At 42.7% G+C, this 14,909-nt stretch carries 14 protein-coding genes; 3 read left to right on the forward strand and 11 right to left on the reverse strand.

Going from position 1 to position 14,909, the window contains the following annotated elements:
* The first annotated feature begins 197 nt into the window (after positions 1-197).
* Positions 198-1,175, forward strand: a complete 978-nt coding sequence (locus D7D50_RS09015) for a Gfo/Idh/MocA family protein (RefSeq protein WP_120702073.1) — start codon at positions 198-200, stop codon at positions 1,173-1,175.
* 1 nt (position 1,176) lies between these two features.
* Positions 1,177-2,265 (forward strand): DEAD/DEAH box helicase, encoded by a 1,089-nt coding sequence (locus tag D7D50_RS09020; protein ID WP_120702075.1) that lies wholly within the window; start codon positions 1,177-1,179, stop codon positions 2,263-2,265.
* Between the two features lie 181 nt (positions 2,266-2,446).
* Here the strand turns inward: D7D50_RS09020 and D7D50_RS09025 are convergent, their stop codons facing one another.
* The 5 genes from D7D50_RS09025 to D7D50_RS09045 all read right to left on the reverse strand — a co-directional run bounded on the left by D7D50_RS09025 (position 2,447) and on the right by D7D50_RS09045 (position 7,359).
* Positions 2,447-3,832, reverse strand: coding sequence for a polysaccharide deacetylase family protein (locus D7D50_RS09025; RefSeq protein WP_120702077.1), 1,386 nt, complete (start codon positions 3,830-3,832; stop codon positions 2,447-2,449).
* A gap of 190 nt (positions 3,833-4,022) precedes the next feature.
* Complete coding sequence (gene gloA, locus D7D50_RS09030) at positions 4,023-4,409, reverse strand: lactoylglutathione lyase (RefSeq protein WP_023022851.1); 387 nt, start codon at positions 4,407-4,409, stop codon at positions 4,023-4,025.
* Positions 4,410-4,764: 355 nt separating this feature from the next.
* Entirely contained in the window at positions 4,765-6,138 is a 1,374-nt protein-coding gene (locus tag D7D50_RS09035; RefSeq protein WP_120702079.1) for a sensor histidine kinase, read from the reverse strand.
* Entirely contained in the window at positions 6,128-6,802 is a 675-nt protein-coding gene (locus D7D50_RS09040; protein ID WP_117744091.1) for a response regulator transcription factor, read from the reverse strand. Before D7D50_RS09040 ends, D7D50_RS09035 begins: the two co-directional genes overlap by 11 nt.
* 110 nt (positions 6,803-6,912) lie before the next feature.
* Entirely contained in the window at positions 6,913-7,359 is a 447-nt protein-coding gene (locus D7D50_RS09045) for a hypothetical protein (protein ID WP_120702081.1), read from the reverse strand.
* 209 nt (positions 7,360-7,568) lie between these two features.
* Here D7D50_RS09045 and D7D50_RS09050 point away from each other — a divergent pair, with 209 nt between their 5' ends.
* A complete protein-coding gene (locus D7D50_RS09050) occupies positions 7,569-8,111 on the forward strand; it encodes a biotin transporter BioY (RefSeq protein ID WP_120702082.1) in 543 nt (180 codons plus the stop codon).
* Between the two features lie 54 nt (positions 8,112-8,165).
* Here D7D50_RS09050 and D7D50_RS09055 read toward each other — a convergent pair whose 3' ends face one another.
* The 6 genes from D7D50_RS09055 to pstC all read right to left on the reverse strand — a co-directional run bounded on the left by D7D50_RS09055 (position 8,166) and on the right by pstC (position 14,901).
* Complete coding sequence (locus D7D50_RS09055; protein ID WP_120702084.1) at positions 8,166-10,709, reverse strand: M1 family metallopeptidase; 2,544 nt, start codon at positions 10,707-10,709, stop codon at positions 8,166-8,168.
* Between the two features lie 130 nt (positions 10,710-10,839).
* Positions 10,840-11,493, reverse strand: coding sequence for a phosphate signaling complex protein PhoU (gene phoU, locus D7D50_RS09060; RefSeq protein ID WP_023022840.1), 654 nt, complete (start codon positions 11,491-11,493; stop codon positions 10,840-10,842).
* Positions 11,494-11,505: 12 nt separating this feature from the next.
* On the reverse strand, positions 11,506-12,264 hold the full coding sequence (pstB, locus tag D7D50_RS09065; RefSeq protein WP_120702086.1) for a phosphate ABC transporter ATP-binding protein PstB: 759 nt from the start codon (positions 12,262-12,264) through the stop codon (positions 11,506-11,508).
* A 36-nt stretch (positions 12,265-12,300) separates the two neighbouring features.
* Entirely contained in the window at positions 12,301-13,104 is an 804-nt protein-coding gene (gene pstB, locus D7D50_RS09070; RefSeq protein WP_120702088.1) for a phosphate ABC transporter ATP-binding protein PstB, read from the reverse strand.
* Positions 13,105-13,115: 11 nt separating this feature from the next.
* Entirely contained in the window at positions 13,116-14,000 is an 885-nt protein-coding gene (gene pstA, locus D7D50_RS09075; protein ID WP_023022836.1) for a phosphate ABC transporter permease PstA, read from the reverse strand.
* Entirely contained in the window at positions 13,990-14,901 is a 912-nt protein-coding gene (gene pstC / locus D7D50_RS09080; protein WP_023022834.1) for a phosphate ABC transporter permease subunit PstC, read from the reverse strand. Before pstC ends, pstA begins: the two co-directional genes overlap by 11 nt.
* Positions 14,902-14,909: the final 8 nt, after the last annotated feature.

Consider the following 14,909-nt stretch of genomic DNA (forward strand, 5'->3'; position numbering starts at 1 on the left):
TTTTCTATAATCCTATTTATTCTATCACAAAAGCGGTCTCTTGACCACGACTTAAACTTTTTTTCTATGGATTTCCATTAACTTTCCAGAAGGTCTTCCCTCCTATCCTCCATCCCAATTAGAAAGGCCCATTCCATCTTTTTAGGATGAAACATGATATAATGAAACCAGTAAATACCTGATTGAAAGGAGCTGCCATGCTAAAACTCGGTATCATCGGCACCAGTGCCATTTCCCACTCTTTCTTAGATGCAGCTAACAAAACTGCCCAATATAAGTTAAGTGCGGTCTATTCACGGACCTTGGAGAAAGCTCGTAGCTTCTCTCAACCCTATGGACAAGTGGCCCTCTATGATGACCTGATTGCCTTTTTAGATAGTGACCTGGATGTTATCTACATTGCTAGTCCCAATTCGCTTCATTATCCTCAGGCTAAATTAGCCCTCCTGGCTAAGAAACATGTCATCCTTGAAAAACCGGCCGTCACCACTCCCAAGGAATGGAAAGAACTGGTCAAATTAGCTAATGAACACCAGGTCTATCTCTTTGAAGCTACTCGCAACTATCATGAAAAAGCCTTTGAGACCATCCAAGACTTTCTCAAAGACAAAACCATCTTGGGTGGCCACATGACCTATGCCAAATACTCTTCTAAGATGCCTGAGTTCTTAAAAGGGAATATTCCCAATATTTTTTCCGATCAATTTGCAGGTGGTGCCCTTATGGATTTGGGTGTCTATCCTCTCTACTTTGCAATTGGCCTCTTTGGTCAACCTGAATCAGTAACCTATCAGGCGCGGCAATTGCCTAATTCAATCGATTTGAACGGACATGGCAGCTTGGTTTATTCTGACTTTGTCGTTGGCATTCAAGCCGGCAAAGATGTGACCAGTAATCTACCTGCTGAAATCTATACGACAGACGGCACCCTCTTCATTAGTGGGATCGAAGCCGTTAGCCAGGCTCTTTTTCAAGACCATTCTGGAAACAGCTACCAGCTCCCAATCACTCCTGCCTCTCATAACATGCTAGAAGAAGCCCAGGCCTTTGCTAGCATGATGACAGAAGGCAATCCGACTCTTTACCAGACTTGGCTCCAAACTGGACAGATGGTCCACCAAGCCCTCTACGCTATGCGCCAAGATGCTGGAATACACTTTAAGGACGAAAACTAATATGACACTAGCATTTCCACCACTCTGGCAAGAGCAACTTCAAACCCTTGGCTTTGAGCAACTCACTGAAATCCAAGAACGCCTCTTTGAGCCTATTACTCAAGGGGAGAACGTGCTTGGAGTCAGCCCGACAGGAACCGGAAAGACCCTGGCCTATCTCTTCCCTAGTCTTCTCAAGCTAAAACCTAAAAAAGCGCAACAATTGTTGATCCTCTCTCCCAACACAGAGTTGGCAGGACAAATCTTTGATGTTGCCAAACAATGGGCGGAACCTCTAGGACTCAGTGCCCAACTGTTCCTCTCTGGCTCTAGTCAGAAGCGGCAAATCGAACGCCTCAAAAAGGGGCCCGAAATTCTCATTGGAACTCCTGGCCGTATTTTTGAATTGATCAAGTTAAAAAAAATCAAGATGATGAATGTCGATACCATCATCCTGGATGAATTTGACCAACTTTTTAGTGACTCTCAGTATCACTTTGTCGATAAGATTTGCCACTACGCACCCCGAGATCATCAATTTATCTATATGAGTGCAACGACCAAGTTTGATCCAGAACAAATCGAACCCAATACCCTAACCATTCAAGTGGAAGGACAAAACTTGGACAATATCCAGCACTTCTATATGGAAGTGGATAAGCGAGAAAAAGTCGAACTCCTCAGAAAACTCTCCAATGTCGAAGACTTTCGTGGGCTCGTTTTCTTCAACAGCTTGTCAGACCTGGGAAGCGCCGAAGAAAAACTCCAATACCGGGAAGTTAGCGCTGTCTCACTTGCTAGTGACGTTAATGTCAAGTTCCGTAAAGTCATTCTGGAACGCTTTAAGGACCACCAGTTGACACTCCTTCTGGCAACCGATTTGGTGGCACGAGGAATTGATATCGACTCCCTAGAATGTGTCGTAAACTATGAAGTCCCTCGAGATGCCGAAACCTACATCCACCGATCTGGGCGGACCGGACGCATGGGCAAAGAGGGCTATGTCATTACCTTGGTCAGCCATCCAGAAGAGTTGAAAAGTTTAAAAAAATTAACCCCCGTTCGTCCTTTGATTCTCAAGGGAGCTCAACTTTATATAGGCGAGGAATAAGAAGAGGCTGGGACAAAAGTCCTAGCCTCTCAATTGTCTTTGGATTGTCGAGCAAGACGCAGTGGTTGAGTGGGCTCTACTACGCTGATTTCATCAGCTTTTACAGCCCTACTCAACTGTGCGGAGGTGGGACGACGAAATCGAATTCTAACGAATGACCGATTTCTGTCCCACTCTCTTTTTAATTACGATTGTAATAGAGGCGATGACTTTCCACTTGGTGGTCTAAGAGTTCATCAACCGTCACGATAGTGTAGCCTTGCGATTGAAGGTATTCAATAACAGCTGGAAGGGCATTGATAGATGTTTGGTGAATATCGTGCATCAGGATGATTGATCCTGGTTTGACTTGTTTTTTCACTTCTGCCAAGATGGCTTGTGTATTATGAGTCTTCCAATCCAGAGTATCCACATCCCACATGATAAAGGCCTGATCCACTGCATATTGAATGGCACTATTAATCGAACCATAAGGCGGACGAGTAATTTTCGTTTGCACCCCAGTGACCTTTTGAATGACTTCCTTAGTATCCATGATTTCTTTTTGGGCAGATTCCAAAGGCAACTTGGTTAAGACAGGGTGATTCCAGGTATGGATCCCGATTTCATGTCCTTCCTGACGTACCCGTTTAGCCACTTCAGGATAGGCCGAGACATTTTTCCCAAGCATAAAGAAAGTCGCTTTAACATGGTACTTGTTCAAGATATCTAGGGCTTGAGGGGTCGTCGTTGGATCCGGACCATCATCAAATGTTAAGGCAACCATCTTAGCATGACGTTGAGTTTGGTAGGCCTCATAAGATTGAAGATCTTCAGGATTCAGACGAGCAGAATCAATCACATCATAGAGTTTGGAAAGAGGAACATCAAAAGTTTCCATACCTTCAATATCTACTGAAAGTGTGATGGAAAGCACACCTTTATTATAGGTGAACTGCCAGCTTGCCATATCACTTGCTGAGACGGTTTGCATCAGCTCTTCAATTCTATCTTCCCCTAACTGAAGGAAGACCAGCTGGGCACGCAATTCTGTTAAGAGAGTTTCTTTGGCTAGATTTGCATCCGTAAACAATTGGGAAAATTGGAAGACCGTCCCCTCATCCGTTAGATAGAGGAGAGGTAGTTTGTCAATCCCTTCTTTAATGAACTTGCCGTTTTTCCACTTGTACTGGGTCTTCTTCACCTGATAAGGATGAACCCCTACAAATGGGTCTTCTGAGCGTTCGGTATGGTAGAACAAGAGCTCTTTTGCTTGCTGGTTCTTCTTCTCTTCTTGAGGAAGAGAGCCAACGTCAGCCAAAATTCTCTCTTTAACTACTGCGATGGGTTCTTCATTATTTTTCGGGTAGTAAGCAGCAACATAAGATTGACCAACCATTCCTTTTTGAAGGCTGGTATCTTTGTCTTTTTCAACTGCTGCTTCTTCCTGAATGACTTTAGAAAGCTGTTGATTATAATTTTTGATGGCGCGGGCTTCCTCAATCTTCTGATAAGCCAGATAGATTCCTCCGATAAAAAGGAGGTTAAGAAGAACGAGGATAAACATTTTCAAGTAGGAATTCTTCATATTCTTATTATAGCAATTTTATCACCAAAAAACAGTAGAAAACTCTCAAATCTAGAAATTAAATCCTAAAAAACAATAGGAAATTAGGGGACTACCCTATCCCCTGTCATTTAGTAATAGCCAATTTCAAAAACAAAAAAGAACAGGTCAGTTCTCACCTGCTCTTTATCCTATGTGATGTGATTGCTGATTATAGGGACTTTTCACGAATCACTTCTACTTTGTAGCCATCTGGGTCCACAATAAAGTAATAGTTTGGAAGTGTTCCTGGCAAACCTTTTGGATCTGTTACTTGATAACCTTTTTCCTTATGCTCGGCATGAAGGGCTTCAAGATCTGGTGTACTCAAGGCTACGTGAGCAAAACCATCTCCAATTACATAGGGACCATGATCATAGTTGTAAGTTAATTCCAACTCATAGTCATCCCCTTCTAAACCAAGATAAACGATCGTAAATTTGTATTCAGGAAAATCTTTGCGGCGCAATTCCTTAAAGCCAAATGCATCTGCATAAAAGGCAATTGATTTTTCTAAATTCTCCACACGTAAACAAGTGTGTAACATTTTTGAAGCCATAAGACACCTCTTTCTTTTTTTACTATTATACACTAGTCAGATCAAAATAGCGATTAATTGAAATGGATGAAAAAGAGAGTGGGACAGAAATCGGTCATTCGTTAGAATTCGATTTCGTCGTCCCACCTCCGCACAGCTTCAACAGTCTGGGAGACTGTTGAAGGTTGCAGATAAAGGAAACATAGTTTCCGTCAACATAGGGCATCTTTGAAGCTTAAAAAGCGAACAAAGACTTAGGATACTTGCTTCGCAAGTTCTATCCGCCACCTCAAAGCAGTGCTTTGAGCACTCAACCACTGCATCTTGCTCGACAATCCAAAGACAATTGAGAGGCTAGGATTTCTGTCCCACTCTCTTACTTGTTCTTCGTTGATTTAGAACTGGATCTCTTTTTACTTTCTGACTTAGTTGCTAGTTTTACCTCGAAAATAGAACCTTTAGGTTTGTTATCTCGAACACTAATGGTACCATTGAAGGCTTCTACGATTTGCTTGGCTAAGGATAAGCCTAAACCAAAACCACCCTTTTGACGGGTTCGCGCTTTATCCACTCGATAGAAACGATCAAAAATCCGTTTTTTATCTTCATCAGCAATTCCTGGACCATTGTCCTCTACTCGAAGATAGAGATAACGATCCTTGAATTGGGCGACAAAGCGTATTTTCCCTTCTTCCTCCGTATATTTGAGGGCATTATCATACAAAATGGTCATCAGTTGTTTCAATAGGACCTTATCAGTCACCAGACTCCTATCCACCAGATTCTCATATTCGAAGATTTTTTCGTTTTCCTCCGCAATGATTTCATAATTGGCAAAAGTTTGATCAAAAAAGGATGGTGTGATCTCGCAAAACTCCGGTTTAATCCCATCATCTCGACGGGCTAAGTTTAAGAGATTGGTCGTCAATAAGCGCATATTGCGAACTTCATCCAAAGAGGAGGCGATATTCTCACTAGATTCCATAATCGTTGCCTCTGGTTTGCGGAATAAGGTTTCCAAACGATTTTGCAAAACCGCTAAAGGCGTCCGCAATTCATGAGAGGCATTTTCGACGAAGGCCTTCTGCCGGTTCATGCTCTCTAAGAGAGGTTTCACACTCATCTTAGCCAGGAAGATACTTGCAAAGAGGGAAATGCCCCAGAAACAAATCATGACCAAGGCAATTTGACTCTCATGTTTTTCACTGGTCTGTTCCAACTGACTGATATTGGTCATGATCACGGCATATTTCACCCCGTCGATATAATCATCGGGATCAATATCTACCAAATAAGCCCGGTAACTTTCCTTCTGCTTATAATGATTGGTAATTTGAATCTGCTTGATTTTGTTTAAATAACTGCGACTAAAAGTTACTGTTTTTAGATCTAGGAAACCATTATCCGTCGTCACATTTTCAAATTTATCATTCAAAAGGATAGCTGTGCTATTGGAAGTAACCGATGGTCTAGGGCCATCCTCGGGACCAAGTTCATCATCTTCTGGGCCGTCATCAGCAGTTTCGTCTCTTCCCATCCCATTGCCTGTACGGTTTGCCAAACTGATAATCGAATAGCGATCTTTACTGAGCATTTTTAAATTTTCGTCAACCGTTGTATAAAGACTGGAACGCATCACCTGAATAATAATCAAGGTCATGGTTGAGAAAATCAAGGTAAAGAGTCCGAAATAGCGGATGAAATAAGAAAAGTCATCCGCATTGACAGTTTTTTTAATTTTATTGAGCATCTTTCAGAATATACCCCACGCTACGCAATGTTTGGAGATTTTTTGCAAAGTCTGTACCTTTTAATTTCTTCCGAATCTTAGAAACATACACTTCGACAACCGAAATGGTCGTATCGCTATCAAATCCCCAAAGTCGATCAAAGATTTGTGTTTTTGGCAGGATGACATTTTGATTTTGAAGGAAATAGACCAAAAGATCAAATTCTTTTCCTAATAGTTCTACTTCTTTCCCTTCAACAAGCGTAGAGTTAGTCGAGAGATTAACGGTCACATTCCCATAAGAAAGAGTATTTTCATTGACCTTACCAGCGCGCTTCAACAATGCTTGGATTCGCATTTTCAACTCTTCTAGGTAGAAAGGCTTGGTCAGATAGTCATCTGCTCCCAACTCAAAACCATGGCCCTTATCGTCCAAGCTCTCTTTGGCTGTCATAATCAATACCGGAGTGGAGACCCCCTTATCTCTCAATTCTTTTAGAACTTGGAAACCATCTTTGCCAGGAAGCATGAGGTCCAGTAAAATTAGGTCATAGATCCCACTTTCAGCCTCATACAAACCTTCATCCCCATCAAAGACTTGCATGACATCTGCAAAATCATCTAAAAAATCAAATACTGAATTAGACAAACCAAGGTCATCTTCGACTAATAAAATCTTAATCATGTTTACTTTCTCCTTCTCATTATTCCACAGGGATGATGAGTATTTTCTACTCTATTATAACATGACAAGGCTTCATACAGTAGCTTTCAGATAGCGATTTCAACTTTTTCTTAGCCCGCTGTCCCTGTCTCATCCTTTGATGAATGTTTTGTATTGCTTGACGATTTTTTCGAAGAGGACTTCTTGGAGGACTTTTTATTGGATTTCCCATTTTGTTGGCTGTCTGGTTGAGCTTGAGGTCCCCCACCTTGTGGCGGTTGACCATTCATCTCACCTTGCCCTGGTCCACCATTTTGTCCATTAAAACCTTGTGAGTTAGAATGTCCATTTTGTCCTTGAGGATTTTGGTTAGGTTGGTTAGTGTTTTGTGTAGAGACTGTTGCTTGTTGACGTTGGGGAGTCGTATTGGCTGTCGCCAACATTCCCAATCCAAATCCACTTGTCATTCCTACGATGAGTCCTCCTGTTGCTGCGACAGTTGCCCACCACTTAGGACTTTTCTTAAGAACAATCATTTTTTCAGTTCTTTCTTGCTTTTGTTCATTCGAAGCTTGCATTCTTTCATTTCCTTATTTTTTTTTATTTAAACAAGGCCTTTGTTTAGATAAGGATAGTTTACCGACCCTTCCTTAACCGTGGCTAAATTTTTTCTTAAACTTTCCTAAAATGATCAAGGAGACATTTGTAACAGCTGAAAAGAAGACTTGACAGGGTTCCTTCTTTTTTGTAGAATAGTTACCATAAAAATAAATCGAGGTTTACTGTTTTGAAAAAAATTGAATCAATGACATTAATTGCTCTTGGAGCAGCTCTGATTGCTGCCCTATCACCTTTTACAATCCCACTTGGACCCATTCCTATCACGCTTCAGACTTTAGCCATTGGATTAATCGCCAGCATCTATCGTCCAAAAGAAGCTACCCTTTCCGTTCTCATTTACCTCCTCTTAGGTGCCATTGGACTTCCCGTCTTTGCAGGTGGTCACGGAGGCATCAGCTCCTTCTACGGTCCCACTGCCGGATTCCTTTTCTTCTTTCCCCTTCGTGCTTTGGTTACTTCTATCTTTGCTGGTCAAAAGGGACAGCCCATTCGTATTTTTCTTGCTAACGCTTTAGGAGAAGTCGTTCTCTTTATTGGGGGTGCCTTAGGGTTTATGCTCATTGCCCATAAATCTTTAGATTTCGCAATAAAATTTGTCGTCTTACCTTTTGTGGTGCCAGATTTGATTAAGATTACGTTGACAACTATTTTCGCGGTCATTCTTTATCGAAATCTCAAGCATCTCCCTTATTTCAAAAAAGCAAAATAAAAACTCTTAGAGAGGCTTGCAGATCTGCATAGCACTCTCTAGGAGCTTTTTTCATTATTTTGTTGCTAGAAGGGCTGCTTCAACAGCTGCTTTCTCACGCTCGATAAGATCGATACGAGCGGCGATTTCCTTGATTCCCATCTTGATATTGCGGCTAATCGCCATATCTTCTAATTGAGGTTCAAAGAAGGCCTTGTATTCATTCAAGCGTTCAAGGGTCTTGAAACAGTTGGCTGGGTAGATAACAAACTTATCAAAGCTCATATCACCACCGAGTGCCTTCTTGATCCAATCCCAGTTCTCACGTGCCCAAGTCCAGGTTCTTCCTTGGGTAAAGTCATGATGCAAGAAATTGAAGTACCAGCTCATAGCCAAGTCTTGCGGTTTCACCACATCCTTGTTCTTCCACTCCTTCAATAGAGCTTCCAAGGTTTCCGCATCTTTGGTGTAAGAAAGAGCTGCCGCTAACTGGCGCTTAAAGTTTCCATCCACTGTCTTCACATAGGTATCTAGGTATTGTTGGCTAAGTGCCTTGGTTTCCTGATGCTTGATTTGGTTGATCAAGATTTGCAGACGAATGGCAGCTGGAAGTTTTTCTAGATCAGATGCATGTGCTTCAAAGAGGACACTCGCTTGGGCTTGTGCAGCTTCATCATTAGCCTTAATCATATTGGCAATCATGAGCTGACGAACTTTTTCGTCTTCTTCTGCTTCACCTGGCTTAGCTTCTAGTCCCAAGCGTTCAAAGTTGTAGCGGTTCATCCGTTTCAACAGCTCATGGAAGGCAACTTCTGTTTCCGTTCCTTCATTCACAAAGAGACTGATTCCAGTCAAGACGCTCGAAACAGCAGAAACTACCAAGAAGGAATTTTCTTCTGTCAAATGCTCGATCACTGGCAAGAGGCTTGCATAGGAAATTTGCCCACTTTCAGCTAACAGACGACGTTCTTGAACCACTTGTAATTTTGAAGTGCTATCTAAGTTAGCAAGGTCCGCAAGGATGTCTTCCAACAATTCCCCACGGTAGTCACTGATATAGTGGGCCGTATTTTCTGTATTAAAGCGAAGAGCACCGCTATTAGCTGCTTTCAAGGCACTGTAGTTTGGAATTTCTAAGACTTCTGTTTCCAAAGTATCTGGAATACCTGACCAGTTGCTATTTAGCGGAACAACCCACTTGCGACCTTTTTCTTCTTTTTCTCCGATAAAGAACTGGTCTTGACGGATGATCAAGGTATCATTCTCTACAGAAGCTGAAACAACTGGATAGCCAGGTTGCTCCAACCAAGAATCCATAAAGGCTGCTACATCCCGACCAGAAGCTTGACCCAAGGCTTCCCAAAGATCTTGCCCAATGGTATTTCCATATTGGTGCTTTTCAAAGTAGATTTTCAAGCCCTTGCGGAAAGCGTCATCGCCTAACCAGCGACGAAGCATGTGCATAAGACGGCTACCCTTAGCATAAACAATCGCTGGGTCAAAGAGGGTGTTGATCTCGTCTGGGTGTTTCACTTCCACATGGACGGATTGAACGCCATCAGTCGCATCGCGTTTCAAGGCAGCAGGTACACCTGTCGTTTGGAAGTCTTCAAAAATGTTCCAGCTTGGTTCGATGGCATCCAAGCAGACATATTCCATCATATTGGCAAAGCTTTCATTCAACCAGAGGTCATCCCACCACTTCATCGTTACGAGGTTTCCGAACCATTGGTGAGCCAATTCGTGAGCCACCACCAAGGCTACTGTTTGACGGCTTTGGGCTGTCGAATTCTCATCTACAAGGAGGTAAACTTCGCGGTAGGTTACCAAGCCCCAGTTTTCCATAGCTCCTGAAGAGAAGTCTGGAAGGGCAATATGAAGGGATTGAGGGATTGGGTAAGCCACTCCATAATAGTCTTCGTAGAATTCAATGGCACGAACAGCAATATCTAATGAGAAGTCCAAGTTTTCTAATGGGTGAGCTTTGGTAGAGTAGACACCGACTAGGGTTCCATTCTTGGTCTTAGCTGTCACACCCTGCAAATCTCCTGCCGCAAAGGCCAAAAGATAAGAAGACATACGAGGAGTTGTATCAAACTTCCAAATACCTGTTTCTTTCCGACTTTCGACATCGATTTCAGGCATGTTAGAAAGAACGATTTCCCCCTCTTCTTGGTCAAACTTCACAGCCAAATCAAAAGTCGCTTTGGCTTCTGGTTCATCCACACTTGGGAAGGCTTCACGCGCAAAGTGACTTTCAAATTGAGTAGAAATCACTTCCTTTTTGACACCATCTACTGTATAGTAAGACGGATAGATCCCTGTCATATTATCGGTAATTTTTCCTTCATAAGAAAGTGTAAGGTTTACTTTACCTGTAGCAGGAACTTCAACAAAGACCGCTTCTTCCTCATCCTTGACTGTAAAGGCACAATCTTGCCCATCTACTTGTGCAGATTCGATGGTCAAATCCTTTTGGTGAAGAGAGATGCGAGTATCCTTTGCCTCTCCTGTAATGGTCACTTTCCCTGAGAAAGTCTTGTTTGAGCGGTTCAAATCTAAGAATAGATCATAGTGCTCAGGTACAAATGTATCAATAAAATGTGCAACTGCTTGCATGAGTATCTCCTTCTTCATTTATTCTCATCTTCTATTCTAACATAAATCCTATGGTCTGTAAGGTAAGAGGAGGCAAAACCAGGTCTCTAAGAAAATAAAGTCTGAGATGATGACCTCAGACTTTATTTTCTTATAATTCCACAATTTTTCCTGTTTCGAAGTAGACAACCCATTCACAGATGTTTTTTGCATAATCTCCGATGCGTTCCAAGAAGTTGATCACTTGGAAATAATCCCGTCCGGTAACGATGGACTCTGGATTCTTCCGAATTTCTTCTGTTGCTAATTCTTGAATGCTATCAAAGTAATGGTTGATCACTTCGTCTCGGCTAGCTACTTCATAGGCCAAATCTACATCACCTTTGAGGTAAACATCCAGTGTCGCTTCAACAAAGTCTTTAACTTCACGTCCCATCTTGCTGATCTCTTCTTCAACAGATTGGATGCGGACTTCCCCCTTCATTCGAATAGTTGCTTTCGCGATTGAAACCGCATGGTCACCCATCCGCTCTAAGTCAGAGACTGCTTTTAAGACCGTCATGACCACGCGAAGGTCTTGCGAAACTGGCTGTTGAAGGGCGATAATCTCAAAAGATTTGCGCTCCAATTTCACTTCGTATTCATTGATATCCGCATCATCTTCGATAACCTGGCGGGCCAATTCACGGTCATGTGTGACGAAAGCACGAACCGTACGATTGATTTGGGTCAACACTTCATTTCCCATTGCATAAAATTGGTTATGCAATTTTTCTAAATCTTCTTCAAATTGAACTCGTAACATTTTATTTTCTTCCTATCCAAATTTACCAGAGACATAGTCTTCTGTTTCTTTCTTAGCTGGGTTCAAGAACATTTCATTGGTATCATTGTACTCAATCAAATCGCCATCTAAGAAAAAGGCTGTTTTATCGGAAATCCGACTCGCTTGCTGCATGGAGCGAGTCACCAAGAGCATGGTGTAACGTTCTTTTAGTCCATACAGGGTTTCTTCAATCTTACCAGCTGAAATCGGGTCCAGCGCTGAAGTTGGTTCATCCAAAAGAATAATCTTTGGACTGGTCGCAAGGACCCGCGCTACACAAACCCGCTGCTGCTGACCACCAGAAAGTCCGATAGCAGAATCATGCAGGCGATCCTTGACCTCATCCCAGATGGAAGCACTTTTCAGTGAGGTTTCAACTGCCTCATCCAAGACTTGCTTGTCCTTAACCCCATTAATCATGAGTCCGTAGGTGACATTGTCGTAGATAGACATAGGGAAAGGATTGGGCTGTTGGAAGACCATTCCGATTTCCTTACGAAGCTCCACTGTATCAGTCCGGGGACTATAGATATTGTGACCATTGTAGATGACGGTTCCTGTCGTCGTCACCTCATGGTTCAAATCGCCCATCCGATTGATGGCTTTAAGCAAGGTAGACTTCCCCGATCCAGACGGACCGATTAAAGCCGTGATTTCTTTAGGGGTGAAATCCAGTGACACACTATTCAGTGCCTTTTTCTTATTGTAATAAACCGACAAGTCCTTGACTTGCAAAATTGGTTCTGTCATGTTTTCATCCTTATGTTGTTTCTAAGTTGGCAATTCCTATCCAAAGTGACCAGACACATAATCGTTGGTTGATTGGAGTTTCGCATTTTGGAAAATATTCGAAGTCTTATCGTACTCGATGAGGTTTCCAAGGTAGAAGAAACCGGTATAATCACTAGCACGCGCTGCTTGTTGCATACTGTGTGTCACGATGACAATCGTGTAATCCTTCTTCAACTCCAGCATGGTTTCTTCTAATTGCGCTGTTGCGATCGGGTCTAAGGCTGAGGCTGGCTCATCCATGAGCAAAATCTCTGGTTTAACGGAGATGGCACGGGCAATACAAAGGCGTTGCTGTTGACCTCCTGAGAGCGTCAAAGCAGACTTGTGCAAGTCATCCTTGACCTGATCCCAGAGGGCTGCTTGCTTCAAGGATTTTTCTACGATTTCATCCAAGACCTTCTTGTCTTTGACTCCTGCCCGTTCGTGAGGGAAGGTAATATTGCGGTAGATAGACTTCGCAAATGGATTTGGTCGTTGGAAGACCATCCCGATATGCTTTCTCATTTCATAGACATTGATATCTGGTCGGTTGACATCAATCCCTTCGTACCAGATTTCACCAGTCACACGCGCAATATCAATGGTATCGTTCATCCGGTTCAAACTTCTAAGATAGGTGGACTTCCCTGATCCAGAAGGACCAATCAAAGCTGTGATTTTATTCTTCTCAAACTGCATATCCACACCCTTGATTGATTCATTAGAGCCATAGTAGACATGCAAATCTTTGGTAGATAGGACCACCTTTTCTTCAGGAAAAGTAATGATGTGTCTCTCATCCCAATTGTATTTTGACATTTCTTCTCCTTTTATGCTGAGGTTAATTTCTTATGGAGGTAAGTACCGAGCTTACGTGCTCCAAAGTTGAATATCAAAATGAAGATCAACAAAACGGCTGCAGATCCAGCGGATACTTCAATAGCATCTGGAATGGTTCCTTCACTATTGACCTTCCAAATGTGGACCGCTAGTGTTTCCGCTTGACGGAAAATAGAGATTGGACTGGTCACACTGAAGAGGTTCCAGTTACTCCAATCCAAAGCTGGAGCAGACTGTCCAGCTGTATAAATCAAGGCCGCTGCTTCCCCGAAAATCCGTCCAGAAGCCAGTACGACACCCGTAATAATACTTGGCAAGGCTTCTGGTACCACCACATGAATCACGGTTTCCCAACGAGAGATTCCAAGCGCAAGCCCAGCTTCTCTTTGTGTATGGTGGACGTTTTGCAAACTATCTTCAATGTTCCGTGTCATCTGTGGCAAGTTAAAGACCGTCAAGGCCAAGGCTCCAGAAATAATCGAGAAGCCATATTGGAACTGCACTACAAAGACCAAATAGCCAAAGAGACCGACTACAACTGATGGAAGGGAAGACAAGATTTCAATACAGGTCCGAACCAAATTGGTCAATGGGCCCTTCTTGGCATACTCTGACAAGTAGATCCCTGCCCCCAAAGAAAGTGGGAAGGAAATAATCAAGGTAATGACTAAGAGGAAGAAGGAATTATAAAGCTGAATCCCAATCCCTCCACCTGCTTGGTAAGAAGAGGATTTGCTGGTCAAGAAAGTCCAAGACACATGCGGCAACCCTCTAAGTAAGATATAGAGAATCAAAGAAGCAAGAATAGTGACAATAATTCCAGCAATAGCATAGAGAACCCCTGTCGCTATCTTATCTATTTTTTTAGCGTGCATAGTTCTTCTTACCTCTTTCTTTCGTGATCAATTTGATAACGCTGTTGAATGCCAAACTCATCAGCAAGAGCACCAAAGCAAGTGACCAGAGAACGTTGTTGTTAACTGTTCCCATAACAGTATTTCCAATACCCATGGTCAAAATGGAGGTCAAGGTGGAAGCTGGAGTTGTTAAAGATGTTGGAACAACTGCTGAGTTTCCGACTACCATCTGAATAGCCAAGGCTTCCCCGAAGGCACGCGCCATCCCAAAGACAACTGCCGTAAAAATACCCGAGCGAGCTGCCTTTAAGGTGACATGCCAGATGGTTTGCCAGCGAGTCGCTCCCATAGCCATACTCGCTTCCCGGTAGTGACGAGGGACTGCCCGTAAGCTGTCTGTTGTCATAAAGGTCACTGTTGGGAGAATCATGACAAAGAGGACAAAGACCCCTGACAAGATCCCAAATCCTGTCCCACCAAAGATGGAACGAACAAATGGAACCACTACTTGCAAACCAATAAATCCATATACAACGGAAGGAATCCCTACCAATAACTCAATGGCTGGTTGTAAGAGACGAGATCCCTTAGGAGAAACTTCTGTCATAAAGACTGCCGCACCAATGGCAAAAGGTGTCGCCACCAAAGCAGACAAAAGGGTTACAATGAAGGAACCCAAGATCATTGGCAAAGCCCCAAATTCTTTCCCTGACGGATTCCAAGTGGATCCGAAAAGGAAACTAAAGACATTGACCTTGTTGACAAAGAAGGTCGATAATCCCTTTTGGGCTACAAAAATCAAAATCAAAGCTACAACAAAGACAATTAAACTCATACAACAGAAGGTAATGGTTTTACCAAATTTTTCCAAACGAGAATTATTGGACTTTGCGAGCATTTTTTTTGCTACTTCGTTCATTTTTTACC

Source organism: Streptococcus koreensis, assembly GCF_003627135.1.
Taxonomy (GTDB): Bacteria; Bacillota; Bacilli; order Lactobacillales; family Streptococcaceae; genus Streptococcus; species Streptococcus ilei.